Source organism: Microbacterium sp. AG157, assembly GCF_003385695.1.
GTDB classification, from domain to species: Bacteria; Actinomycetota; Actinomycetes; order Actinomycetales; family Microbacteriaceae; genus Microbacterium; species Microbacterium testaceum.
This window is the reverse complement of sequence record NZ_QRDK01000001.1, coordinates 203,273-226,949: the sequence shown is the minus strand read 5'-3', so window position 1 is coordinate 226,949 and position 23,677 is coordinate 203,273. Positions and strand designations below refer to the sequence as shown.

Sequence of the window (23,677 nt, the reverse complement as noted above, 5' to 3'; positions counted from 1 at the left end):
CGATACGGGCGTAGGCTCCTGCACATCAGGTTTCGTTCCTGACGTCTCCCCAGTTAGGGGCTTCTCCGCAGCCGATGTCGGAGGCCCTCTCTAACGTGGGAAACGTCGAACGACACCCTGAACGCCTTGTCGGGCAGGCCCACCGTCGGTGGGAGGCTCGACAGCCTATAGGCGACCGGAACGCGAGAAGAAAGAAGACGTCATGCCCTCACCCGCAGAGCGCGAAAAGGCCCTCGAGTCCGCGCTGGCTCAGATCGACCGTCAGTTCGGAAAGGGCTCGGTCATGCGACTGGGCAGCGACGATCGTGCGCCCATCGAGACCATTCCCACGGGCTCCGTCGCTCTCGACGTTGCCCTCGGCATCGGCGGTCTGCCTCGCGGCCGCATCATCGAGATCTACGGCCCGGAGTCGTCGGGAAAGACCACGTTGACGCTTCACGCGATCGCCAACGCCCAGCGCGCGGGCGGCATCGCCGCTTTCATCGATGCTGAGCACGCTCTCGACCCCGAATACGCGAAGAAGCTCGGCGTCGACATCGACGCCCTTCTCGTGTCTCAGCCCGACACCGGTGAGCAGGCGCTCGAGATCGCCGACATGCTGATCCGCTCCGGCGCGATCGATCTCGTCGTCATCGACTCGGTCGCCGCCCTGGTTCCCGAGGCCGAGATCAAGGGTGAGATGGGCGACTCGCACGTCGGCCTGCAGGCTCGCCTCATGTCGCAGGCGCTGCGAAAGCTCACCGGTGGTCTGAACACCACGAAGACGACGGCGATCTTCATCAACCAGCTGCGCGAGAAGATCGGCGTCTTCTTCGGCTCGCCCGAGACCACGGCCGGTGGAAAGGCGCTCAAGTTCTACGCGTCGGTGCGACTCGACATCCGTCGCATCGAGACGCTGAAGGACGGTACCGAGGCCGTAGGTAACCGCACGCGCGTCAAGGTCGTCAAGAACAAGATGGCGCCGCCGTTCAAGCAGGCGGAGTTCGACATTCTCTACGGCGTGGGTATCTCGCGTGAGGGAAGCCTCATCGACTTCGGGGTCGAGCACGCCATCGTCAAGAAGTCGGGCGCCTGGTACACCTACGATGGCGAGCAGCTCGGTCAGGGCAAAGAGAACGCGCGCAATTTCCTCATCAAGAACCCCGATATCGCGGAAGAGATCGAGACGAAGATCAAAACCAAGATGGGCATCGGTGGCGCTCCCGTTGCCAGTGCGCCGGCAGACGACGAGCTTGCCGCGCGGCGCCCGGCCTGATGACCGACGACACGTGGAGCCCCGGTCGTCGGCCCTCCGCGGGAGCGGGTGACGACCGGAGCTTCGCTGACGCCGACGAGCGGGACAAGTCGAAAGACGGGGGCAGTCTCGAGGAGTTCTCGGTGCGCGATGGGATTCAGGCCGTCGACGACACCCGCCTCGCTCCCATCATCCCTCTCTTCGGCACGGGTGCACAGCCGGGTGGAGAGCACCCCTCGCGTCGGCAGGTCGTCGAGGACACACCGGGCGGAATGCCCCGAGCCGAGGTGACGGCGACGCCCGGCGTCGGCCGTCCCCACCTCTCGGTCGTCGATGACGACCGCGACGACGCAGGATCGTCGCCGGGCCGGGTCGAGATTCGTGAACAGGCGGAGGCGATACTTCTGCGCAAGCTCCGTTCTCGATCTCTTTCGCTGTCCGAGGCGCGTGCCGTCGTGCGCGGCGTCGATGGTGCCGATGATTCCCTTGCGGACGAACTCGTCGACCACTTCGTCGACCTCGGGTACCTCGATGACGCGGCGTTCGCCGAGCAACTCGCGATGTCAGCCGTCGAGCGCAAAGGGGAGGGGCGGCGCGCCGTCGCCGAGACGCTGCGCAAGCGCGGCATCCCGAGGGAGGTAGCCGAAGAGACCCTCGCCGCTCTTCCCGACGACGACGCCGAACGTGCGCTCGACTTCGCGCGGTCGAAGGTTCGTGGGGTGGAGGGCAAGGAGTACGACGCCGCCCTGCGGAGGCTCGCGGGCCAGCTGTCGCGGCGCGGGTACCCGTCGTCGGTAGCTCTCACGGCCGCGAGGACAGCCCTCGAAGAAGCCGGGATCGGGCGTAGCCGGTCGTTCTCGCGGCCGTCGTCGGGCGTGAGGTTCAGCCCCGACCAGTGACGTCGGGGCACTCGTCGTCGACGCCGGTTCTCGGAACCTCAGTGGGCGACGCCGGCCCCCGAGCCGCCGCCGGACACGGCGGCCACGACCCGACCGAGCTCCCGCCGCGAGGGCGCTCCGACCTTCATCCGCGCCTGGTAGACGTGCGACTCCACGGTACGGATCGACAAGAACAGGCGCGTAGCGATCTCGCGGTTGGTGAGACCCTCGTCGGCCAAGAGTGCGATCTCGCGCTCTCGCGTGGTCAGCTCCTCGACAGCCTCCTCGGGGAGGCCATGCATGGTTCCCCGCGGGATGGCGACAGGGGGCTGGGACTCGGGCGCGTCCGGGGCAGACCACAGGCCGTGCAGCCGGAGCTCGTCGACCGGGAGCAGCTCTTCTTCGCTGGTGCGGGCCGCCACCCGACGGACGGCCGCGACGGCGAGAGGGAGGTCGGTGGTCGCCGCGAGCTGGACGAGCTCGTCGATTTCCGCCTCTTTCGCCTCTCCCAGCGTGATCAGCCGGAACAAGTCTCGGATCCGTAGCGCGGCGGCAGAGCGGCCACACGAGAGGTCCGCCGCGGCGCGGACGGCCTGCCGCGCCTCGTCGGTGCGTCCCTCCGCCGTGAGAATCGTCGTCTCCACGTACAGACGGCTGCGCACCAGGAACGGCGCGGGTCCTGTTCGCAGACGGTTCAGCATCGATCGAGCCTCTTCCGTGCGGCCCGCCGTCGCCAGCTCGTCCGCAACGGCGAGCCCGATCATGGTCGCGTCCAGCGGCGTCATCGCCGACGGCTCCCGCGAGAGCGCGGTGGCGAGTTCCCGCTGCGAGGCCTCCGGACGGCCGATGCAGGCGAGGGCGATCGCGGAGGCGGCCCCGGCGATGGAGAGGTCCTCGGACTCCCCTTCTCTGGCCGTGATGCGCACTTCGTCCTCGAGACGCTTGTGTATTGCCGTGCCGTCGGCGCCCGCGATCTGGTGGCCGGCAAGCATGCTCAACAGCGCCCTGAGACGGTCGCGCACGCCGATACCCTCCGGACGTTGACGAGCGTCGAGGATCCGCTCGATCGCTCGGTAGTGCTCCTGGGCACGGCGCCAGTCTCCGCGGAAAGTCTGCGCGGATCCGGCCGCGATGAGGGCACGGAGCCGGGCCGCGGGGGTCGCGGAGGGCTCGGTCAGCGCGTGCTCCGCCACCGTCGCGGCCCGCGCGCCGTCCATGTCGGCGACCGCGCCCGCAGCGTCTTCGAGCAGCGCATCGATCCGGCCGTCCGCGATCGTCGACACGGTGGCGCGGTCCTCGGCCGTTCCACGAGCGACACGCGCAGCGCGGGATCGTGCGATGCGACGGCGCGTCTGCGTGCCGGCGGTCTGCGCGGGCTCGGGCGACATGCCCGGGTCATCGGGGGTGGCAAGGCGCGCTTCGAGCCGGAGTTCGGGGTCCTCCACCGCCCGCAGGCCCCGCGCGGCGTGTGCAGCGGCGTGCGCGGTGTCGCCCCGGTCGTTGGCTTCGCGAGCAGCGTCCAGCGCGACGCGGGCGCGCAGCTCGGGGGAGTACGCCTCCTCACCGGAGGCGCCGACGCCGAGCCGGTGCCAGCGCTCCGACACAGAGACGGCGATGATCGAGCTCCACCATTCCTCCGCCTCGGTCAGCATGCGCGTGCCGGCCGCCTCCACCAGTGCGTCGATCATGGATGGGCCGAGCTGTCTCTGCGCCTCCTGGGCGACGAGGTCGTTGGCGGTGAGGCGGCGATCGACGGAGGCGTCGGCGTGCAGGAGCCCCGTCGCGACGAGTGCTTGCACGCTCTCGGCATCGAAAAGTCGTGTGGCGACGGCGAGTTCGAGGTGGGGGAGCCGCCGCACTCCCGCGAGGCAGGCGAGGTCCTCCCGGGGGAAGTCGGCGACGTGTTCCGAGAGCGCGACGGCGAGCCGGCTGTGCCGAGCCACGGTCTGCAACGCGGTCAGCGGGTCGCGCCCGATGCGCGCCGCGGCGATCGCCTCGATGATCAGCTGTCGTAGAAGGGTCCGGGACCCGTCGGCTCGCCACGCGATCGCGGCGCGGGTCGTGTTGTCCAGCAGATCGGCGCCCGGGAAGAGGGCGATCATATCGAGGGCGTCGTCTGTGCTGAGCTCGGCGAGGTCGATCCGGCGTGCGAGACCGTCGAGCCAGAGGTCGAGAACAGTACGGCGCACGATGTCCGAATCGTCAGGGCGGGAGAGCGATCGAGCGCGCGCCGTACGCATCCCCACGACCGCCGTCACCCGACCCGCGGCGATGCCTCGGGCGAGGGCCCGCGTCGACGCGACATCGAGCGAGTCGACATCGTCGACGACCACCACACCCTCGACGACGCTCGTGGCGGTGTGCTCGCTGAGGGCGCGGAGCCCGACGTGCCCGGAGGCGTCGATGGCTCCGAACTCGACGTTCGACAGCGCGCAGGACGTCCGCAGCTCGACAGCAAGAGCGTCGTGCCGCTTCAGTTCTGCGGCGATGGTGCGCAGAAGATAGCTTCGTCCGCTCCCGCGCGGACCCGCCAGCACCAGCGATGTGCCGCCTCGAGCTCGCTTCGCCAGCGCCGCAGCATCCCGGTCCGTTCCGACCAGCCCTCTCGACCACTTCGTCGAACGGTCTTCCCCCATATTCTTCTCCCCCCGGAGACCGCCCGTGGATCTTGTAGGCGGTGACGTGTCCCCCAAATTACCTACACGAGACGCACTTTCTTGTCCCGAATACGCACCCTTTGACCCGGTATGCGCCAGAAGGTGCGAGCTCCGTGGGGGAGGGGATCGCACGCGAACAGACGGTCGAGGCGGTGCCGACGTTTAGACTTGCTCGCATCATGACCACCCCCGTTTCGACCCCGACGCTCATCGAACCGTCCGCCGCCGCTCACGGTGTCGATGGCCCGCGCACCTACGAGGTCCGTACGTTCGGCTGCCAGATGAATGTGCACGATTCGGAGCGGCTTTCGGGCTCGCTCGAGAGTGCAGGATACGTCCGCGCGGACGCCGGCGCCGAGGCGGACGTCGTCGTGATCAACACCTGCGCGGTGCGCGACAACGCCGCCGGCAAGCTCTATGGAACCCTGGGGCACCTGAAGTCGCGCAAGGATGCGCACGCCGGGATGCAGATCGCCGTCGGCGGTTGCCTCGCCCAGATGGACAAAGAGGCCGTCCAGCAGAAGGCTCCATGGGTCGACGTGGTGTTCGGCACGCACAACATGGGCTCACTGCCCGGCATGCTCGAGCGTGCACGTCACAACGGCGAAGCCGAGCTCGAGATCCTGGAGTCGCTGGAGATCTTCCCCTCGACGTTGCCGACCAAGCGCGATTCCGTCCACAGCGGATGGGTGTCGATCTCGGTCGGCTGCAACAACACCTGCACCTTCTGCATCGTGCCGAGCCTGCGCGGGAAGGAGAAGGACCGCCGCCCCGGCGACATCCTGAACGAGATCCGCCTGCTGGTCGATGACGGCGCCATCGAGGTCACCCTGCTCGGGCAGAACGTCAACTCGTACGGCGTCGAGTTCGGAGACCGTCTCGCCTTCGGCAAGCTGCTGCGCGCTGCGGGCGAGATCGAGGGCCTCGAGCGCATCCGTTTCACGAGCCCTCACCCGGCTGCCTTCACCGACGACGTGATCGCGGCCATGGCGGAGACCCCCGCCGTCATGCCGCAGCTGCACATGCCGCTGCAGTCGGGCTCGGATCGCATCCTCAAGGCGATGCGCCGCTCGTATCGTAGCGAGAAGTTCCTCGGCATCCTGGACCGTGTGCGCGAGCGAATTCCGAACGCGGCCATCACGACCGACATCATCGTGGGCTTCCCCGGTGAGACCGAGCAGGATTTCCAAGAGACGCTGCGGGTCGTCGAGGCCGCGCGCTTCTCGAGCGCCTTCACGTTCCAGTACTCGATCCGCGAGGGCACCCCCGCAGCGACCATGGCCGATCAGGTGCCCAAGGCCGTCGTGCAGGAGCGTTACGAGCGCCTGCTCGCGCTGCAGGACCGCATCGCGGCCGAGGAGAATCAGAAGCAGCTGGGTCGTACGCTCGAGGTGCTCGTCTCGGCCGGTGAGGGTAAGAAGGACGCCTCGACCCACCGTCTGACCGGTCGCGCCGAAGACAACCGCCTGGTGCACTTCGAGCTGCCGGAGGGGTCGCCTCTCCCGCGCCCTGGCGACGTGGTGTCCGTCACGGTGACCCACGCGGCGCCCTTCCATCTGCTCGCCGATGCCCCCGACGGAGCACCGCTGCGCATCCGCCGGACGCGCGCGGGCGACGCGTGGGATCGTTCGCAGGCCGAGTCCTGCGGCGTCCCGGTGCCGGCGGGCGAGAGCGGCGTGGCGCGCGCCGTGTCGCTGGGGCTTCCCACCCTTCGCGTCGGCGTGTGACCGCGCCCGTCCTCTGGGCCGTCGTCGGCGCGACCGGGACGGGCAAGACCGGTCTTTCGCTCGATCTCGCCGAGGCTGTGGCCGCCCACGGACGGCGGGCGGAGATCGTCAACGCCGACGCCATGCAGCTGTATCGCGGCATGGACATCGGCACCGCAAAACTTCCCGAGACCGAGCGCCGCGGCATCCCGCACCATCTCTTCGACGCGCTCGCGGTCACCGACGAGGCCGCGGTGGCCTGGTATCAGGATGCCGCCCGCACGGCGATCCGAGAGATCCACGGTCGGGGGTCCGACGCGATCCTCGTGGGCGGATCGGGGCTCTACGTCTCGAGCGTTCTCTGGGACTTCCGCTTCCCCCCGCGCGACGAGAAGCTGCGCGCCGAACTCGAGGACGAGCTCGAGCGACACGGTTCGGGTGTGCTCTTCGCACGTCTCCGCGAGGCCGACCCCGCGGCCGCCGAGCGCATCGACCCGCGCAATGGCCGCCGGGTCGTCCGTGCCCTCGAGGTGCTGGCACAGGGCGACCAGACGCACGGTGGTGCTCTCCCCGAGGCGCCGGAGTTCTGGCATCCGGCGACCCGGATCGTGGCCACCGCCGTCGACCGCGAGGAGCTCGTGCCGCTACTCGACGCGCGCGTCGAGCGGATGTGGGCGGACGGGCTGCTCGACGAGGTCGACGCGCTGCGCGCGGAGGGCCTCGAGCGCGGCGCGACCGCGGGGCGGGCGATCGGATACGCGCAGGCCCTCGGGCACCTCCGGGGCGAACTCGCCCGGGACCAGGCCATCGCCGAGACTCAGGCGCTCACGCGGCGCTACGCGCGTCGGCAGGTGTCGTGGTTCCGGCGGTATGCCGGAGCCCTCTGGGTCGATGCGCGGACCGCGGATGCCGGGCTCCTGGCATCCCGAGTGGGGGAGGAATCGTGACGATCGACATCCGGGCATTCGAGGCGACCGATGAGGACGCCGTCGTAGCGCTGTGGGAAGAAGCGGGTCTCACCCGTCCGTGGAACGATCCGCGCGCCGACATCCGCCGCAAGCTGACCGTGCAGCCGGAGCTCTTCCTCGTGGCGGTCGACGACGCCCGGATCGTCGGCAGTGTGATGGCGGGATACGACGGCCACCGCGGCTGGCTCTACTACCTCGCCGCCGCGGCCTCGCATCGTGGCCGTGGAATCGGTCGGCTCCTCGTGGCGGAGGCGGAGCGTCTGCTCGAAGCGATGGGCTGCCCCAAGGTGCAGCTCATGGTGCGTCCCGACAACACCGGTGCACGTGGGTTCTACGAAGCGCTCGGCTACGAGCCCTTCGACACCTGGGCGACCGGCAAGCGGCTCGTCGTGGACGGGCCCTCGTCCTCGGCATGAGCGGCCAGCGCGCGGCGACCGCTCTCTAGACTGGGCGCATGGCGACTCTCGCGTTCACCAAGGGGCACGGCACCGGCAACGACTTCGTGGTGGTGGCCGACCCCGACGGGGAACTCGAGCTCTCCGACGCGCAGATCGCCGTGCTCTGCGACCGTCACTTCGGCATCGGAGCCGACGGGTTGCTGCGTGTTGTCCGTTCCGCCGCTCTCGATGAGGGCGCCGAGGCCGCGGCATCCGGTGCCGAATGGTTCATGGACTACCGCAATGCCGACGGATCGAAGGCGGAGATGTGCGGGAACGGCACGCGCGTGTTCGCCCGGTACCTGAGCGACACCGGTCTCGCCACGCTCGACGGAGGGCTGCGCATCGGCACGCGCGCGGGGGTGAAGACCCTCACGCGCAGCGAACGCGGTTACGAGGTCGACCTGGGCGTCTACGCGATCGAGGGCGATGAGACGCTCGTGCGCGCCAAGGGGCTGCCGGTCGCGCGCCCGGGGGTGGGAGTCGACGTCGGCAACCCGCACGTGGTGGTGGCACTGTCCTCGGAGGCGGAGCTCGAGGGGCTCGATCTCACGTACCAGCCGGTCCTCGACCCGTCTCCCCGTCACGGTGCGAACGTCGAGTTCGTCGTTCCGTCCGACCCGCTCGTGCGCGACGGGGTCGGCGCGATCCGCCTGCGCGTGTTCGAGCGCGGAGTGGGGGAGACGCTGAGCTGCGGCACCGGCGTGGCCGCGGCAGCCCTGGCTGTGCGGCACTGGGCAGGGGTGGCCGCCCCCGACTCCTGGGTCGTCGATACGCCCGGGGGAACGTTGGGCGTGCGCGTGGCCGAGGGTCGCGTCTTTCTGTCGGGCCCGGCATCGCTGGTGTTCACGGGCGAGGTCGCGCTCGCCTGAGGCGCGCGGCCTTCTCGTTGACGCGCGAGATCACACGGTGGCGTGAGGTGCCCCGATCGGCGCACGAGCGATCGGATGACAGAACGCGGACGGTGCGATCGCGGCATCCGGTCGCGGCGCGGCGAGGAGGAGTCTCGGCGTCAGGAGACGACGTCGATGAGCTCGCTCGGCGGCGAACCGTGCTTGCGCACGCGCAGCACACGGAAGCCGCGGCCGGTGGCGGCGCGCTGCACGCCGTACCCCTCCGGGAAGGTCGCCGCGAGCCAGCGCTGCAGGGAGTCGGAGCCGAGATTGCGCTGGACGACGAACCAACCGTCGCTGCGCTCCGAGAGGCGCGGGATCCAGTGCTGGAGCATGCTGTGCAACTCGGACTTGCCGACGCGGATCGGCGGATTGGACCGGATGGTGCGGAACGACACGTCGTCGGGAACATCCTCGGGTCGCACCGCGTTGATGTTGTGGAGGCCGTGGGAATCCGCGTTCCGCCTCACGAGATCGAGAGCACGCTCGTTGACGTCGACCGCCCAGATGGTCGCGTGCGGTGAGGCGAGCGCCAGCGACAGCGAGATCGGACCCCACCCGCACCCCAGGTCGAGGAAGTGCCCACCGGCGGGAGGGGGCGGGGTGTTCGCGAGCAGCACCGAGGTGCCGGCATCCACGTGGTCGGGACTGAAGACGCCGCCGGCCGTGACCACCTCGAGTTCTCGACCGGCCAGCGTCACGCGAAGGCGGCGGAGCTGCTCGGGACTCGACGGCGACGCGCTGAAGTAGTGCTCGCTCCCCATCACGCCAGGATATCCGACCGGCCCCCACGCCGCCGGGCCGGATAAAGTGCCAGAACACGCGGGAACACCGCGAACGGAAGGAACCCATGACCGAACAGACCACACCCCCGAGCACCGACGCGTCTCCGGTGGATCCGGTGGACCGTGTGCTCTCGCGCGCCGAAGCGCACCGAGGGGTCCGGGTCTTCGGTGCCGCGCAAGCTCTCCAGGACGTCACCACGGCCTACGGCGGCGACTCCGACGGCGACCAGTGGGACCGCGAGGAACGTGCGGCGTTGCGTCGCGTCGCCGGTCTCTCGACCGAGCTCGAAGACGTCACCGAGGTCGAGTACCGACAGTTGCGCCTCGAGAACGTCGTGCTCGTCGGCGTGCACCCCCAGGGTGAGCAGGCGGATGCCGAGAACTCGCTGCGCGAACTGTCGGCGCTGGCCGAGACGGCCGGTGCCGTCGTCCTCGACGGCGTGCTGCAGCGGCGGCCCCATCCGGATCCGGCGACGTACGTCGGACGCGGCAAGGCGGCGGAACTGCGCGACATCGTCGCCGCCGTCGGTGCCGACACCGTGATCGCCGACACCGAACTGGCCCCCAGCCAGCGGCGCGCCCTCGAAGACGTCGTGAAGGTCAAGGTGATCGATCGCACGACGGTGATCCTCGACATCTTCAGCCAGCATGCGAAGAGTCGCGAGGGAAAGGCTCAGGTCGAGCTCGCGCAGCTCGAATACCTGCTCCCGCGCCTGCGCGGATGGGGCGACTCCATGTCGCGTCAGGCCGGCGGACAGGTGGGCGCGGGCGGCGCAGGCATGGGCTCGCGCGGTCCCGGTGAGACGAAGATCGAACTCGATCGCCGTCGCATCCGCACGAAGATGGCGCTCCTGCGCAAGCAGTTGCGTGATTTCGCGCCGGCCCGCGAGGCCAAGCGCGCCGAACGCAAGCGGCACACGATCCCCTCTGTCGCGATCGCCGGGTACACCAACGCCGGTAAGTCGAGCCTGCTCAACCGCCTGACGAGCGCCGGAGTGCTCGTCGAGAACGCCTTGTTCGCGACCCTGGATGCCACGGTCCGTCGCTCCGAGACGAGTGACGGCCGCGTGTACACGTTGACCGACACGGTCGGCTTCGTGCGGAACCTTCCGCATCAGCTCGTCGAAGCGTTCCGCTCCACGCTCGAGGAGGTCGGCGACGCCGATGTCATCCTCCACGTCGTCGATGCCTCGCATCCCGACCCGGCCGCGCAGCTGATGACGGTACGCGATGTGATGGGCGACGTCGACGCGAACTTCGGTCAGGAGATCGTGGTCTTCAACAAGGCGGACCTGGTCGGCGAAGACGACCGTCTCGTGCTGCGAGGGCTCGCGCCGAACGCGAAGTTCGTCTCGTCCCGGACAGGGGAGGGCATCGAGGAGCTGCGCGCCGCCATCGAGGACGCCCTGCCGCGGCCGGCGGTCGAGGTGCAGGCGATCGTTCCCTACGACCGTGGCGACCTCGTCTCTGCCGTGCACGAGAGCGGATTGATCGTCGCCCAGGAGCACCGCGAGAGCGGGACGTTCCTGCACGCTCACGTGGGCGCGCGCCTCGCGGCGGAGCTCGCCGCGTTCGGAGCCTGATCCCCGGTCGGATCACGGGCCCCCGCGCTTCGGCGTGGGGGCCCGTCCCTTTTGCCTCCGTCGGCCGCGCGGGGCGCCTCCGCCCTGAGGGTTGTCTGCGCCTCCGGCGCCTCGAGAGGTCAGCTGAGCTCGAGTGCCCGGACGCCGGGGGTCTCGAAGCCGAACACCGCGCCGAGGAAGCCGAGCTCGCGCTCGAGTGAGTCGATCACCGTCTCGGACCGCCGGAAGCCGTGACCCTCGCCCTCGTACAGCACGTACGCGTGCGGCACGCCGTGCGCGGTGAGAGCATCGCGGATGGCCTCGGCCTGCGAGGGCGGGACGACTCGGTCTTCCGAGCCCTGCAGGATCAGCAGGGGTACGCGGAACAGATCCGGGCGCCCTAGAGGTGATCGCTCGACATACACCGCCTCGGCCTCGGGCAGGGGGCCGATGAGTCCGTCGAGGTAGCGAGCCTCGAAATCGTGGGTGTCCTCGGCGAGAGCGCGAGCATCTCCCACGCCGTAGCGCGAGATACCGGCCGAGAACACGTCGGTGCGGGTCACCGCGGCCAGCACCGTCCACCCGCCCGCCGATCCGCCGGCGACGGCGAGACGACCGGGGTCGGCGAGACCCGCCTCGGCGAGGGCGGATGCCGCGGCTGCGACGTCATCGACATCGACGACGCCCCACTGTCCCTTGAGTCGGTCGCGGTACCTGCGCCCGTAACCGGTGGAGCCGCCGTAGTTGACGTCGAGAACGCCGATCCCGCGACTGGTGAAGAACGCCGTCTTCGCCGAGGGGGCGGGGCCCACGTGCGAGGTGGGTCCACCGTGCACGAGGACGACGTAGGGCGGCCGCTCGTCTGCGGCGGGAGTGACGTCGGGGTTGGTCGGGGCGTAGGCGAAAGCGTGCACCGGGCCGTGGGGGCCGTCGGTCGATAGGGCGCGGGCTACCGGCATCCATTCGTCCCCCCAGGAGCCGGCACCGCCGGTGACGAGCTCGACCGAGCCGGAGTCGAGGTCGACCAGCCAGAGTCCCGAGCGTCCGCCCGCATCGGACCCCGAGACGAGCACGCGCGCCTCACGGACATCGTCGATCGCTGCTCCCGCGACGACGGGGACCCCGACCGGGCGCACGCCGCTGGGGGCGATCTCGACGATGTCGTCGGCTCCGTTGGTGCGGACCGCGACGACGCGCCCGTCGGCGGCGGCCCCGAACCACCGGGTGCCGAGGACCCACAGGCCGCCGCCGGTGTCGGCGTCAGCGGGGGCGAGGGCCTGGGCGTCGCCGTCGAGAGGGCGGCGGAAGAGGTTCCAGCGCCCGTCGGGATCGTCGGCGTAGAGCAGCTCGTCGTCCGCTATCCAGACGGGCTGCAGCGGCGCGCGCGACTCGCCGCCCGCCACATCGCGGACGGATCCCGTCTCGAGGTCGGCAACGCGCAGGACCGTGGCATCCCACGGCATGTCGGGGTGGTTCCAGGCGACCCAGGCCAGACGCCGACCGTCGGGGGAGAGGGCCGGCTGCGCGAGGAAGTCGCTACCCTCGGCGAGCACCTCGACCGTTCCGTCGAGCGGGATGCGCACGATCGCCCGGCGCGGAACTCGGGAAGAGCCGTGGGTCTCGCGGACGGCCAAGAGGACGCCGTGCTCCCAGCGGAGGCCGCCGTGGCGTACGGCGTCGTCGGCGGGAGTCAGCGCCCGCGCGGTCTCGCCCGGACGGAGCGCGTACACGCGCTGGTCGGTCTTCTCGACGTAGTACAGCTCACCGTCGTCGGACGCCGTCCACGCGCCGCCGCCGTACTCGTGGACCGCGGAGCGCGCATTGGCGGGTGCGGGGAGCACCGTATCGGTCGAGCCGTCGGCCCGGCGGCGTTTCACCGCGACGCGACCCGCTTCGTGGGGGACGGACTCGCCCCACCAGATCTCGTCGCCCACGAGCCGCGCTCCGTCGACCCGCGGTGACGCCTGCGCGACCGACCCGGCCGTGATCGGGGAGGGCCAGGAACCGTAGGGGAGCGTGTCAGCCATGACACCAGCCTAGGCAGGGGCTCCGACATTCGACCCGGCGATCGCCCCGCATCCGTGGGAACCCGAAGGCGGGTGAGGTGCCGAGCGGCCCGAGCGTGCAGAGGGCCGGATGCCGCCGCGCGTGCGGGCATCCGGCCCTCGATGGTCCGATCAGACGGTGCGCAGCACCGCGACCACGCGACCGAGGATGACCGCCTCATCGCCGAGGATCGGCTCGAACGCGCTGTTGCGGGGGAGGAGCCAGGTGTGGCCGTCGCGCCGGCGGAACGTCTTGACGGTCGCCTCGTCGTCGAGCATGGCGGCCACGATCTCGCCGTTCTCGGCGGTGGCCTGAGAGCGGATGACGACCCAGTCCCCGTCGCAGATGGCCGCGTCGATCATGGAGTCGCCCGAGACCTTGAGCATGAACAGGTCGCCCTTTCCGACGAGCTGGCGCGGGAGAGGGAAGATCTCCTCGACCTGCTGGTCGGCAGTGATGGGCACGCCGGCGGCGATGCGACCGACCAGGGGCACGAGGGCGGCGTCGCCCAGGGCGGGGGCGGTGTCGGCGGGGTTCTCGGCGGCGGCGCCGGGAAGATCGATGAGCACCTCCATCGCACGTGTCTTGCCGGGGTCGCGACGGAGATATCCGCTGAGCTCGAGCTGATTGAGCTGGTGGGTGACGCTCGAGAGCGACTTGAGGCCGACCGCGTCGCCGATCTCGCGCATGCTCGGCGGATACCCGTGCCGAGCGATCGAGCGCTGGATCACTTCGAGGATCGCCAGCTGCTTGTCGCTGAGGTTCTTCCGCCGCCGCGTCTGCGGCCGCTCGCGGCCGGCAGCGGTCGTCGCGTCGGTCATCTGTGCTCCCCTCGCGCCGCGGGAACCACGGCGGAAATTCGAATGTCGGAGGTTGGTGATGAGGTCTCCGTGTCGAAACCGTATCCGGTCGACGACCCGAATGACACGGAGCCCCACGCGTGTCGCGTTCGATTCGTATGCGATACACGACGTCTTGACACTCGAACAGGTTCGAAGATAGATTCGGAATACAGATTCGCACCACCGCCCTCCCGGCCGAGGGCGGGGTGCGAATCTCTCCCCACCAAGGAGCACATCATGAGCAGCATCGCCCTCACCGCCCCGTCCACCCGCCTGCGCATCACCGCGCGCGGCCGTCGTGTCGTGGCGTTCCTCGTCTCGCTTCCGATCGTCGCCGTGCTTGCCGTGGCGATCGTCGGCGGCGGGTCCGCCCTTGCGTCCGGCGACGCCGGCGCCCCTGCCGGGGCGTTCACCGAGATCACCGTCATGAGCGGCGAGACCCTGTGGTCCATCGCTGAAGACGTGGCCCCCTCGGCCGACCCGCGTGACGTGGTCGCCGAGATCACTCGCCTCAACGCTCTTCCCGGCGGCTCGGTGTCGGCGGGTCAGCGCATCGCGATCCCCGCCGAGTACGCCCCCGCGGCCTGAGCGCCCCGACCCGGCTCGCGCACTCCGCCCTCCCTCGACGCCTACGATGGGTGAGGTGACCGTACGCCTCGACGACCTTCCTCTTCGCGACGATCTGCGGGGCATGACCCCGTACGGAGCCCCGCAGGCCGCACTGCCCGTGGCGCTCAACGTCAACGAGAACACGCATCCCGTTCCGTCCGAGGTGGCTGACGACATCCTCGATGCCGTGGCTCGGGCGTTGCGGGACGTCAACCGCTACCCCGACCGTGAGTTCACCGGTCTGCGCGAGGCCTTCGCGGGATACCTCGGGCACGGTCTGAACCCCGACCAGATCTGGGCGGCCAACGGTTCGAACGAGGTGCTTCAGCACATTCTGCAGGCTTTTGGCGGCCCCGGTCGCACGGCGATGGGCTTCGCCCCCACCTATTCGATGTACCCGATCCTCACGCGTGCCACGGGCGCGCGCTGGATCGTCGGGGAACGCGAGCACGACTTCACCCTGTCGCCCGAGTCGGCCGCCGCCCAGGTGCGCGAGCAGCGCCCCGACATCGTCTTCCTCTGCGCGCCGAACAACCCGACGGGCACCCCCCTGCGCCTCGACGTCGTCGAGGCGGTGTACGACGCGACCGACGGCATCGTGATCGTCGACGAGGCCTATGAGGAGTTCGCGCCCCGTGACGAGCCCTCGGCGGTGTCGTTGCTTCCCGATCGCCCGCGTCTGGTGGTCTCGCGCACCATGAGCAAGGCCTTCGCCTTCGCGGGCGCCCGGGTGGGCTACTTGGCGGCCGACCCCGCGCTGGTCGACGCCCTCCGCCTGGTGCGGCTGCCGTACCACTTGAGCGCCCTCACGCAGGCGGCGGCGACCGCCGCGCTCGGCCACGCCGAGACGATGCTGTCGATGGTCGACGAGATCGTCGCGCAGCGCGACCGGATCTCGGCCACGGTGTCGGCCCTCGGCTACACCGCCCACGAGTCGTGGACCAACTTCGTCCTGTTCGGCGGCGTCGACGACCCGGCGGCCACCTGGAAGGCGCTGTACGACCGGGGCGTCCTCATCCGCGACGTCGGCATCGCCCACCACCTGCGCGTCACCGCGGGAACGGCCGACGAGACCACCGCATTCCTGGACGCGCTGGCCTCGGTAGGATCGCGGTCATGACCGGCCCCGCCTCGCCCCGTACCGCCTCGATCGCGCGCGAGACGAGTGAGTCCCGAGTCGAGCTCGAGCTCGACCTCGACGGACGCGGCGTCAGCGACATCTCGACGAGCGTGCCGTTCTTCGACCACATGCTCACCGCTTTCGCGAAGCACTCGCTGACCGACCTGCGCGTCCGCTCGACGGGCGACACCCACATCGATGCACACCACACGGTCGAAGACACCTCGATCGTGCTCGGGCAGGCTATCCGCCAGGCGCTCGGCGACAAGTCCGGTATCGCTCGCTACGGCGACGCCCTCGTGCCGCTCGACGAGGCCCTCGCGCAGGCCGTGGTCGACATCAGCGGGCGCCCGTACCTCGTGCACACCGGTGAGCCCGCCGGCTTCGAGCACCACCTCATCGGCGGTCACTTCACCGGTTCACTCGTTCGCCACTCCTTCGAGGCGATCTCGATCCACGCCGGTCTGACCGTTCACGTGCGCATCCTGGGTGGACGCGACCCGCACCACATCGCCGAGGCCGAGTACAAGGCGCTCGCGCGCGCCTTCCGTCAGGCCAAGGCTCTCGATCCCCTCGTCGACGGTGTCCCGAGTACCAAGGGCGCGCTGTGACCCGCAAACCCGTCGTCGCCGTCTTCGATTACGGCTCGGGCAACGTCCACTCCGCGGTCAAAGCGCTCATCGAGGCGGGAGCCGACGCCCGGCTCACCGCCGATCGTTCCCTGCTGCTCGACGCCGACGGTCTGCTCGTTCCCGGCGTCGGCGCGTACGGCGCGGTCATGGGTGCGCTGAACGACAGTCGCGGCGGCGAGATCATCGATCGCCGTCTGGCGGGCGGTCGGCCCGTCCTGGGTATCTGCGTGGGCATGCAGGTCATGTTCGAGCGTGGCATCGAGCGGGGCGCCGACACCCCCGGGCTGGGGGAGTGGCCCGGTACCGTGGCCGAGCTCGAGGCGCCGGTGCTCCCGCACATGGGCTGGAACACCGTGGCATCCGGTGAGGGATCGCGCTTGTTCGACGGACTCGAGGGCGAGCGGTTCTACTTCGTCCACTCGTACGCGGCGCAGGACTGGTCGCTCGAGGTCACCCCGCCCTTCCCTCAGCCGGTCCTGACCTGGTGCACGTACGGCGCGCCCTTCCTGGCGGCCGTCGAGAACGGCCCCCTGTCGGCCACGCAGTTCCACCCGGAGAAGTCGGGCGAAGCCGGTATCCGGTTGCTCGCCAATTGGATCGACGGGCTGCGCGCGACTACTGTGTGACCTCGTGCCCCGGCTCGGCGAGATGCGCCGAAGGGTGCGAGGAGCCATGAACGATTTCGCGTCCACGCCCGAACTTGTGCTGCTTCCCGCGGTCGACGTCGCCGACGGTAAGGCCGTCCGTCTGACCCAGGGTGAGGCCGGTACCGAGACCAGCTATGGCGACCCCGTCGATGCTGCCGCCGACTTCGCTCGCCAGGGCGCGCAGTGGATCCACCTCGTGGACCTCGACGCCGCGTTCGGCCGCGGTAGCAACGCGAGCGTCATGCGCAAGGTGATCAAGCAGGTCAAGGGCGTGCAGGTCGAGCTCTCCGGCGGCATCCGGGACGACCGTTCGCTCGAGGCGGCGCTCGAGAGCGGAGCGACCCGCATCAACCTGGGTACCGCGGCCCTCGAGAACCCCGAGTGGGCCGCCGACGTCATCAACCGCTACGGCGAGGCGATCGCGGTCGGTCTCGACGTGCGCGGCACGACTCTGGCGGCGCGCGGCTGGACCCGCGACGGCGGTGACCTGTGGACGGTCCTCGAGCGCCTCGAGAACGCCGGCTGCAGCCGCTACGTCGTGACCGACGTCACCAAGGACGGCACGCTCCGCGGTCCCAACATCGAGCTGCTGCGCGAGATGGCCCAGCGCACGCCCAAGCCGATCGTGGCCTCGGGTGGCGTCTCGAGTCTCGACGACATCGCTGCGCTGCGCGAGCTGGTGCCACTCGGAGTGGAGGGCGCGATCGTCGGCAAGGCGCTCTACGCGGGTCAGTTCACCCTGGCCGAGGCGCTGGATGTCGCCGGACACTGACGATCCGCACGGCCACGGCATCCACGGGGATTCCGCCGGCGTTCCGTGGGAGGGCCGGAGCTTCCAGCCCAATCAGCACTCGGGCGACGACGGCTCCGCCGATCCGGCGCTGCTCGCCTCTCTCTTGGCGTTCCGTGCCGGCGAGGGCGATGCCCGTGCCATCGTCGATGCCTATCGCGACGCGCGCCTGCTGATTCCCCTGGTCGCCGAGAAGGGCGACCACGGCGTCGGTGCGCACGGCCTCGAGGTCGACAAGACGCAGGAGCTCTCGATCGTGACGGTCGCCGCACCGGACGGCCGCAAGGTGCTCCCGGTCTTCACCTCGGTGGCGGCTCTTCAGGCGTGGGATGCCATGGCCCGCCCGGTCCCCGCCGACGGGCGCCGCACGGCCCTGGCGGCGGCGTCGGAGGACACCGAGCTCATCGTCGTCGACCCCGCGTCGGAGACGGAGTTCGTGATCCGTCGTCCGGCCGTCTGGGCGATCGCCCAGGGTGAGCCGTGGGAGCCCGCGCACACCTCTCCCTCGATCTTCACGGGCCTGCAGGAGAGCATCTCGGGCGAGCTCGCCGTGCTGGACCTCGCCGTCGAGTCAGGGGATCCCACCGGTCGCCTTCGCGGCCCGGAGCTCGTGGTCCACCTGCAGCTCATGTCGGGCCTCGAGCAGGAGGAGTTGGATGCCACGCTGGCGCGCCTCGCCCGCCGCTGGTCGGCGGACGACCGCATCGCCGTGCTGGTCGACTCGCTGACGGTCAAGCTCCACCGCAGCACCGACGTCTGACCCGTCTGTCGACCTCGGTCCGACGGCACGCGCTCCGAGACCCCCGCAGTCTCGGTGAAGTCGGCCTGCGGCACAGGACGAAGGCGGTGCCCCTTCCCGAGTCGATCGGGGTAGGGGCCCGCTCATACCCGTACGGGTGTCACGGAAGAGGCGGCCTGCGGCACAGGGCGCAGTGATGCCCCCTTCCCCAGGCAATCGGGGTAGGGGGCCGCTCCCACACCCTCAGCGGTCACAGAAGAGGCGGCCTGCGGCACAGGACGAAGGGGGTGCCCTTTCCCTGGTCGATCGGGGTAGGGGCCCCGCTCTCGACCTGGGAAAGGGCACCCCCGCAGTCCGGTACCCCAGTACGACCGACTTACGTGACCGGCCCCGTCCACTTCTCGCCCGGCCCCTTGCCGATCGGGTCCTGGATCGTGGATGCCTCGCGGAACGCGAGCTGCAGCGACCGCAGACCGTCGCGCAGCGAACGTGCGTGCATGTCGCTGATCTCGGGGGCCCCGGCGGTGATGAGGCCGGCCAGCGCGTTGATGAGTTTGCGGGCCTCGTCGAGGTCGAGCTGCTGTCCGGGGTCGTCTGCGAGGCCGGTCTTCACAGCGGCGGCGCTCATGAGGTGCACGGCGGCCGTGGTGATGACCTCGACGGCCGGAACGTCGGCGATGTCGCGGGTGGCGGACGAGGCCGCGCGCTCCTGCTCCTCCCAGCGGGCGAGGCGCTCGTCTTCGGCTCCGTGGCGGTGCGCGGCCTGGTCGTCGGCGGGCTGGTCGGAGGGGATCGTGTCCACGTGAATCTCTCTGCTAGACTATGGCGGGCTTCGGAGTGTCTCACTCCGTACGAAAGAGGATCACATCCCACCCGCGCTTGCCGCTCCAGGCTACCGGGTTCCCGCACTCCGCTCCGTTTCGCACGGGGCCGTCAGGGTGCAGAAGCCGGTGTCGAAAGCACCGTGCCGGGTGGCGTGTTCTCCTCTTCGCCCGCGATTCCGACGGATCGCGGCGGCCACCACCCGTACGAAAGAGGAGTTCCGCATCAGCGATCCCCGCACCAACGAGCGCATCCGAGTCCCGGAGGTCCGTCTCGTCGGACCCAACGGCGAGCAGGTCGGCATCGTCCGAATCGAAGCTGCGCTGCGCCTGGCCCAGGAAGCGGACCTCGACTTGGTCGAGGTCGCGCCGAGCTCGAAGCCGCCCGTGGTCAAGATCATGGACTACGGCAAGTTCAAGTACGAGGCCGCTCAGAAGGCCAAAGAGACGCGTCGTAACCAGGCGAACACCGTCCTCAAAGAGGTCCGGTTCCGTCTGAAGATCGAGGCGCACGACTACATCACCAAGCTCAAGCGCGCCGAAGGCTTCCTTCAGGCGGGCGACAAGGTGAAGGCCATGATCCTGTTCCGTGGTCGCGAGCAGTCGCGTCCCGAGCAGGGCGTCCGTCTGCTTCGCAAGTTCGCCGAAGACGTCGCCGAGTTCGGCACCGTCGAGTCGAACCCCACGATCGACGGCCGCAACATGGTGATGGTGGTCGCTCCTCACAAGAACAAGTCCGAGGTCAAGACCGAGCAGAACGCGCAGCGCACGGCGAACCGTGAGGCCGCGCGCAGCGCCGCTCGAGGCGACTCGGCACCCACAGACGAAGCTGCTCCGGCGTCCGCCGAGTAAAGCTCCCCGACTCCCGCTCCGGCGGGAACCCCAACGAAGGAAGACAGATGCCGAAGCAGAAGACCCACTCGGGCGCCAAGAAGCGCTTCAAGCTCACCGGTAGCGGCAAGCTCATGAAGCAGCAGGCCGGCATGCGCCACAACCTCGAGGGCAAGGCCTCCAAGCGCACTCGTCGCCTCAACCAGGAGCAGGTCCTGGCCAAGGGTGACTCCAAGGTCGCCAAGAAGCTCCTCGGCCTCTGAGCGCCGACGCACGTTAGGAAGAATGAGAAATGGCTAGAGTCAAGCGGGCGGTAAACGCCCACAAGAAGCGTCGCGTCATCCTGGAGCGCGCCTCCGGTTACCGCGGTCAGCGTTCGCGTCTGTACCGCAAGGCCAAGGAGCAGGTCACCCACTCCCTGGTCTACGCGTACCGCGACCGCCGCAAGCGCAAGGGCGACTTCCGTCGTCTCTGGATCCAGCGCATCAACGCCGCCTCGCGCGCGAACGGCATGACGTACAACCGCTTCATCCAGGGCCTCGGTCTCGCGGGTGTGCAGGTCGACCGTCGCATGCTCGCCGAGCTCGCCGTGAACGAGCCCGCCGTGTTCGCGTCGCTCGTCGCGACCGCGAAGGCTGCGCTGCCGACCGACGTCAACGCCGCGAAGACCGCGTAAGACACGTCCTCTCGAGCGGGCGTCCTCTTCGGAGGGCGCCCGTTTCGTTGTTCCTGCGGGTCGTTCGCGCGGCGTCCCGAGCAGCATTCCGCCGGGGTCATACACTGGTGACGTGCTCGAGAACCCTCGTTCGCCGCGGGTGCGCGCCGTGGCCAAGCTCAGCAAGCGCGCCGCCCGCCAAGAGACGGGTCTGTTCCTGCTCGAAGGCCCGCAGGCCGCTCGGGAGGCGCTCGCCTGGGCCCCCCAGACCGTGCTCGAGGTCTATGCGACTTCTGCCGCGCTCGAGAAGCACACGGATGTGCGCGAGGCCGCGGAGCGAGCGGGTGTCGATCTGCAGGTCACCACCGAGGCGGTTCTGGACGCGATGGCCGATACGGTCACGCCCCAGGGGATCGTGGCGGTGGCGCGTCAGTCACCCACCGCGCTGGAGGACATCCTGGCCGGGGAGCCGCGCCTCATCGCGATCTGCGAGGAGGTGCGCGACCCCGGGAACCTCGGCACCATCATCCGGGCCGCGGATGCCGCGGGCGCGGACGCCGTGATTCTGACCGGCCGCACCGTCGACCCCTACAACCCGAAGGTCGTCCGCTCGACCACCGGATCGCTGTTCCATGTGCCGGTTGCCGTCGAGCTCGAACTCTCGGACGTCGTCGCCAGCGCTCACCAGGCGGGGCTGCGCATCGTCGCCGCCGATGTCGAGGGCACCGACTTCTTGGCATCCCGAGGGCTTCTGTCGGAGCCGACGGCCTGGCTCTTCGGCAATGAGGCCCGGGGACTCGACGAGTCCGCCCTCGCCCAGGCGGACCTCGCTCTGCGCTTGCCGATCTACGGTCGCGCCGAGTCTCTGAACCTGGCCACGGCGGCGAGCGTGTGCCTGTACGAGACGGCTTTCGCCCAACGAGCGCGCTGACGCCTGCTGTTACAGAACGGTTAAGGCGTGCGCCGGAATGTGGTCGGGCGCCCAGCATCCTCATAGGGTGAAGGCATGGCATCCGTTCCCCCGAAGACCGAGCCCCTGGTCGTCGTCGCCGACGTCCAGAAGCATTACGGGCAGTTCCAGGCTCTGAAAGACATCGACCTCACCGTCGACCGCGGCGAGGTCGTCGTGGTGATCGGACCCTCGGGGTCCGGCAAGTCGACGCTGTGCCGCACCATCAACCGCCTCGAGACCATCACGAGCGGTTCGATCACGATCGATGGCAAGGAGCTTCCCAAAGAGGGGAAGGGTCTGGCCGAGCTGCGTGCCGACGTCGGCATGGTGTTCCAGTCGTTCAACCTCTTCGCACATCTGACGATCCTCGAGAACGTCACGCTCGGGCCCATCAAGGTCCGCAAGATGAAGAAGGCGGATGCCGAGAAAGAGGCGCGTGCGCTTCTCGACCGCGTGGGCGTCGGACACCAGGCCGACAAGCTCCCGGCCCAGCTCTCGGGCGGTCAGCAGCAGCGCGTGGCGATCGCCCGCGCGCTGGCGATGAAGCCCAAGGTCATGCTCTTCGACGAGCCGACCTCGGCTCTCGACCCCGAGATGATCAACGAGGTGCTCGACGTGATGGTCGGCCTCGCCAAAGACGGCATGACGATGATCGTCGTCACGCACGAGATGGGCTTCGCCCGCAAGGCCGCGAACCGCGTGGTGTTCATGGCCGACGGGCAGATCGTCGAGCAGGCGACGCCCGAGCAGTTCTTCACGCGCCCCGAGTCCGACCGGGCGAAAGACTTCCTCTCGAAGCTCATCACCCACTGACGAGCCCCCATCATGACGGCGACGGACGAAGAGGTTCCTCGCCGAAGCGCGCAGTTCCGCCCCGGGCGATTCGCCGCGTGCTCTCCAGACTCTTGTATCCGCACAGCACACGTAACCAAGGAGACATCACATGCGTAAATCTCGTTTTCTCGCCGGCGCGAGCATCGTCGCCGCCGGCCTGCTGGCCCTGACGGCCTGCAACAGCGGCACCCCGGGCGCTGCCCCCGGCTCCGACGGCGGCAGCGGCTCCGACACCCCCGTGTACGGCGCGGTCGCCAGCGACGTCAAGATCGACGGCAGCAAGACCTTCGACAAGATCACCTCCGCCGGCAAGATCGTCGTCGGTGTGAAGGAAGACCAGCCCGGTCTCGGTTACCTCGACCCCGTGACGGGCGAGCGCAAGGGCTTCGACGTCGACGTCGCACGCTGGATCGCCGCCTCGCTCGGCTACGACCCGGCCGACACCTCGAAGGTGGAGTACAAGGCGATCGCGTCGGCCAACCGCGAGCAGGCGCTCATCAACGGCGACATCGACTACTACGTCGGCACCTACTCGATCACCGACAAGCGCAAGGACCAGATCTCGTTCGCCGGTCCGTACTTCCTGACCGGTCAGGGCCTGCTCGTCGCCGCCGACAACGACACCATCACGGGCAAGGACTCGCTCACCGCCGAGACCACCGTGTGCTCGGTGACCGGTTCGACGCCGATCCAGCGCATCCGCGAGCAGACTCCGGCCAAGGTCGTCGAGTTCGACACCTACTCGCAGTGCGTCGAGAAGCTCAAGAACGGCGAGGTCGACGCGGTCACGACCGATGAGGCCATCCTCCTCGGCTACGCCGCCCAGGATCCCGACAATCTCAAGATCGCGGGCGAGCCCTTCAGCGAGGAGCGCTACGGCGTCGGCATCACCAAGGGCGACACCGCCTTCCAGGAGTTCGTGAACACCATGTTCACCGACGGCGGTTCCACCTGGGAGGCCATCTTCGAGAAGAACCTCGGCGCCTCGGGTGTCAAGGGCGAGCAGCCGGCGGTCGACCCCGTCAGCTGATCTCCCGGT

24 protein-coding genes are annotated in these 23,677 nt (G+C 69.5%); 19 read left to right on the top strand and 5 right to left on the bottom strand.

The window, feature by feature from the left end:
• Positions 1-202 precede the first annotated feature (202 nt).
• Positions 203-1,255, top strand: a complete 1,053-nt coding sequence (recA, locus tag DEU35_RS01155; RefSeq protein ID WP_103210431.1) for a recombinase RecA — start codon at positions 203-205, stop codon at positions 1,253-1,255.
• Positions 1,255-2,133, top strand: a complete 879-nt coding sequence (locus tag DEU35_RS01150) for a regulatory protein RecX (protein ID WP_258873299.1) — start codon at positions 1,255-1,257, stop codon at positions 2,131-2,133. The genes recA and DEU35_RS01150 overlap by 1 nt, the downstream gene beginning before the upstream one ends.
• 38 nt (positions 2,134-2,171) lie before the next feature.
• On the opposite strand, the gene DEU35_RS01145 is transcribed toward DEU35_RS01150, so the two are convergent.
• Complete coding sequence (locus DEU35_RS01145) at positions 2,172-4,748, bottom strand: helix-turn-helix transcriptional regulator (protein WP_116238383.1); 2,577 nt, start codon at positions 4,746-4,748, stop codon at positions 2,172-2,174.
• A 200-nt stretch (positions 4,749-4,948) separates the two neighbouring features.
• Here DEU35_RS01145 and miaB point away from each other — a divergent pair, with 200 nt between their 5' ends.
• Genes miaB through dapF form a run of 4 tightly spaced genes read left to right on the top strand, consistent with a single transcriptional unit; the run spans position 4,949 to position 8,752 of the window.
• Entirely contained in the window at positions 4,949-6,496 is a 1,548-nt protein-coding gene (gene miaB, locus DEU35_RS01140; protein ID WP_103210435.1) for a tRNA (N6-isopentenyl adenosine(37)-C2)-methylthiotransferase MiaB, read from the top strand.
• The gene (gene miaA / locus DEU35_RS01135) at positions 6,493-7,422 is read left to right on the top strand and encodes a tRNA (adenosine(37)-N6)-dimethylallyltransferase MiaA (RefSeq protein WP_116238382.1); all 930 of its coding nucleotides are present in this window, start codon (positions 6,493-6,495) and stop codon (positions 7,420-7,422) included. Before miaB ends, miaA begins: the two co-directional genes overlap by 4 nt.
• The gene (locus DEU35_RS01130; protein ID WP_116238381.1) at positions 7,419-7,859 is read left to right on the top strand and encodes a GNAT family acetyltransferase; all 441 of its coding nucleotides are present in this window, start codon (positions 7,419-7,421) and stop codon (positions 7,857-7,859) included. Before miaA ends, DEU35_RS01130 begins: the two co-directional genes overlap by 4 nt.
• Positions 7,860-7,897: 38 nt before the next feature.
• A complete protein-coding gene (gene dapF / locus DEU35_RS01125) occupies positions 7,898-8,752 on the top strand; it encodes a diaminopimelate epimerase (RefSeq protein WP_103210443.1) in 855 nt (284 codons plus the stop codon).
• A 140-nt stretch (positions 8,753-8,892) separates the two neighbouring features.
• Here dapF and DEU35_RS01120 read toward each other — a convergent pair whose 3' ends face one another.
• Positions 8,893-9,537: a class I SAM-dependent methyltransferase gene (locus DEU35_RS01120; RefSeq protein ID WP_103210445.1), complete on the bottom strand. Its 645-nt coding sequence runs from the start codon at positions 9,535-9,537 to the stop codon at positions 8,893-8,895.
• Between the two features lie 86 nt (positions 9,538-9,623).
• Between DEU35_RS01120 and hflX the strand changes: the two genes are divergently transcribed.
• A complete protein-coding gene (hflX, locus tag DEU35_RS01115) occupies positions 9,624-11,141 on the top strand; it encodes a GTPase HflX (protein WP_103210447.1) in 1,518 nt (505 codons plus the stop codon).
• 119 nt (positions 11,142-11,260) lie between these two features.
• On the opposite strand, the gene DEU35_RS01110 is transcribed toward hflX, so the two are convergent.
• Positions 11,261-13,147: a prolyl oligopeptidase family serine peptidase gene (locus DEU35_RS01110; RefSeq protein ID WP_116238380.1), complete on the bottom strand. Its 1,887-nt coding sequence runs from the start codon at positions 13,145-13,147 to the stop codon at positions 11,261-11,263.
• A gap of 150 nt (positions 13,148-13,297) precedes the next feature.
• Positions 13,298-13,987 (bottom strand): transcriptional repressor LexA, encoded by a 690-nt coding sequence (gene lexA / locus DEU35_RS01105; protein ID WP_103210451.1) that lies wholly within the window; start codon positions 13,985-13,987, stop codon positions 13,298-13,300.
• A 258-nt stretch (positions 13,988-14,245) separates the two neighbouring features.
• Between lexA and DEU35_RS01100 the strand changes: the two genes are divergently transcribed.
• Genes DEU35_RS01100 through DEU35_RS01075 form a run of 6 tightly spaced genes read left to right on the top strand, consistent with a single transcriptional unit; the run spans position 14,246 to position 18,566 of the window.
• Complete coding sequence (locus tag DEU35_RS01100) at positions 14,246-14,596, top strand: LysM peptidoglycan-binding domain-containing protein (protein WP_116238379.1); 351 nt, start codon at positions 14,246-14,248, stop codon at positions 14,594-14,596.
• Positions 14,597-14,642: 46 nt separating this feature from the next.
• Positions 14,643-15,737: a histidinol-phosphate transaminase gene (locus DEU35_RS01095; protein WP_103210456.1), complete on the top strand. Its 1,095-nt coding sequence runs from the start codon at positions 14,643-14,645 to the stop codon at positions 15,735-15,737.
• Entirely contained in the window at positions 15,734-16,348 is a 615-nt protein-coding gene (gene hisB / locus DEU35_RS01090; protein ID WP_116238378.1) for an imidazoleglycerol-phosphate dehydratase HisB, read from the top strand. Before DEU35_RS01095 ends, hisB begins: the two co-directional genes overlap by 4 nt.
• Positions 16,345-16,995: an imidazole glycerol phosphate synthase subunit HisH gene (gene hisH / locus DEU35_RS01085; protein ID WP_116238377.1), complete on the top strand. Its 651-nt coding sequence runs from the start codon at positions 16,345-16,347 to the stop codon at positions 16,993-16,995. Before hisB ends, hisH begins: the two co-directional genes overlap by 4 nt.
• Positions 16,996-17,041: 46 nt before the next feature.
• Entirely contained in the window at positions 17,042-17,788 is a 747-nt protein-coding gene (priA, locus tag DEU35_RS01080) for a bifunctional 1-(5-phosphoribosyl)-5-((5-phosphoribosylamino)methylideneamino)imidazole-4-carboxamide isomerase/phosphoribosylanthranilate isomerase PriA (protein ID WP_103210464.1), read from the top strand.
• Positions 17,772-18,566: an SseB family protein gene (locus DEU35_RS01075; protein WP_103210466.1), complete on the top strand. Its 795-nt coding sequence runs from the start codon at positions 17,772-17,774 to the stop codon at positions 18,564-18,566. The genes priA and DEU35_RS01075 overlap by 17 nt, the downstream gene beginning before the upstream one ends.
• Before the next feature lie 355 nt (positions 18,567-18,921).
• Here the strand turns inward: DEU35_RS01075 and DEU35_RS01070 are convergent, their stop codons facing one another.
• Positions 18,922-19,347 carry a DUF1844 domain-containing protein gene (locus tag DEU35_RS01070; RefSeq protein ID WP_371861588.1) on the bottom strand — a complete coding sequence of 142 codons (426 nt, stop codon included), beginning with the start codon at positions 19,345-19,347 and terminating at the stop codon, positions 18,922-18,924.
• 244 nt (positions 19,348-19,591) lie between these two features.
• Between DEU35_RS01070 and infC the strand changes: the two genes are divergently transcribed.
• The 6 genes from infC (at position 19,592) to DEU35_RS01040 (ending at position 23,668) form a co-directional block, all read left to right on the top strand.
• Positions 19,592-20,218 (top strand): translation initiation factor IF-3, encoded by a 627-nt coding sequence (gene infC / locus DEU35_RS01065; RefSeq protein ID WP_115920336.1) that lies wholly within the window; start codon positions 19,592-19,594, stop codon positions 20,216-20,218.
• Between the two features lie 47 nt (positions 20,219-20,265).
• Complete coding sequence (rpmI, locus tag DEU35_RS01060) at positions 20,266-20,460, top strand: 50S ribosomal protein L35 (protein ID WP_013583375.1); 195 nt, start codon at positions 20,266-20,268, stop codon at positions 20,458-20,460.
• 29 nt (positions 20,461-20,489) lie between these two features.
• Positions 20,490-20,873, top strand: coding sequence for a 50S ribosomal protein L20 (gene rplT / locus DEU35_RS01055; protein ID WP_056227445.1), 384 nt, complete (start codon positions 20,490-20,492; stop codon positions 20,871-20,873).
• A gap of 112 nt (positions 20,874-20,985) precedes the next feature.
• Positions 20,986-21,783, top strand: a complete 798-nt coding sequence (locus tag DEU35_RS01050) for an RNA methyltransferase (RefSeq protein ID WP_103210468.1) — start codon at positions 20,986-20,988, stop codon at positions 21,781-21,783.
• A 75-nt stretch (positions 21,784-21,858) separates the two neighbouring features.
• Complete coding sequence (locus tag DEU35_RS01045) at positions 21,859-22,617, top strand: amino acid ABC transporter ATP-binding protein (RefSeq protein WP_056227450.1); 759 nt, start codon at positions 21,859-21,861, stop codon at positions 22,615-22,617.
• A gap of 130 nt (positions 22,618-22,747) precedes the next feature.
• Positions 22,748-23,668 carry a glutamate ABC transporter substrate-binding protein gene (locus DEU35_RS01040; RefSeq protein ID WP_103210473.1) on the top strand — a complete coding sequence of 307 codons (921 nt, stop codon included), beginning with the start codon at positions 22,748-22,750 and terminating at the stop codon, positions 23,666-23,668.
• Positions 23,669-23,677: the final 9 nt, after the last annotated feature.

Coding starts and splice junctions, on each gene's coding strand:
- recA (WP_103210431.1), top strand. CDS start 203: ATGCCCTCACCCGCAGAGCGCGAAAAGGCCCTCGAGTCCGCGCTGGCT.
- DEU35_RS01150 (WP_258873299.1), top strand. CDS start 1,255: ATGACCGACGACACGTGGAGCCCCGGTCGTCGGCCCTCCGCGGGAGCG.
- DEU35_RS01145 (WP_116238383.1), bottom strand. CDS start 4,748: ATGGGGGAAGACCGTTCGACGAAGTGGTCGAGAGGGCTGGTCGGAACG.
- miaB (WP_103210435.1), top strand. CDS start 4,949: ATGACCACCCCCGTTTCGACCCCGACGCTCATCGAACCGTCCGCCGCC.
- dapF (WP_103210443.1), top strand. CDS start 7,898: ATGGCGACTCTCGCGTTCACCAAGGGGCACGGCACCGGCAACGACTTC.
- DEU35_RS01120 (WP_103210445.1), bottom strand. CDS start 9,537: ATGGGGAGCGAGCACTACTTCAGCGCGTCGCCGTCGAGTCCCGAGCAG.
- hflX (WP_103210447.1), top strand. CDS start 9,624: ATGACCGAACAGACCACACCCCCGAGCACCGACGCGTCTCCGGTGGAT.
- DEU35_RS01110 (WP_116238380.1), bottom strand. CDS start 13,147: ATGGCTGACACGCTCCCCTACGGTTCCTGGCCCTCCCCGATCACGGCC.
- lexA (WP_103210451.1), bottom strand. CDS start 13,987: ATGACCGACGCGACGACCGCTGCCGGCCGCGAGCGGCCGCAGACGCGG.
- DEU35_RS01100 (WP_116238379.1), top strand. CDS start 14,246: ATGAGCAGCATCGCCCTCACCGCCCCGTCCACCCGCCTGCGCATCACC.
- DEU35_RS01095 (WP_103210456.1), top strand. CDS start 14,643: ATGGGTGAGGTGACCGTACGCCTCGACGACCTTCCTCTTCGCGACGAT.
- hisB (WP_116238378.1), top strand. CDS start 15,734: ATGACCGGCCCCGCCTCGCCCCGTACCGCCTCGATCGCGCGCGAGACG.
- priA (WP_103210464.1), top strand. CDS start 17,042: ATGAACGATTTCGCGTCCACGCCCGAACTTGTGCTGCTTCCCGCGGTC.
- DEU35_RS01075 (WP_103210466.1), top strand. CDS start 17,772: ATGTCGCCGGACACTGACGATCCGCACGGCCACGGCATCCACGGGGAT.
- rpmI (WP_013583375.1), top strand. CDS start 20,266: ATGCCGAAGCAGAAGACCCACTCGGGCGCCAAGAAGCGCTTCAAGCTC.
- rplT (WP_056227445.1), top strand. CDS start 20,490: ATGGCTAGAGTCAAGCGGGCGGTAAACGCCCACAAGAAGCGTCGCGTC.
- DEU35_RS01045 (WP_056227450.1), top strand. CDS start 21,859: ATGGCATCCGTTCCCCCGAAGACCGAGCCCCTGGTCGTCGTCGCCGAC.
- DEU35_RS01040 (WP_103210473.1), top strand. CDS start 22,748: ATGCGTAAATCTCGTTTTCTCGCCGGCGCGAGCATCGTCGCCGCCGGC.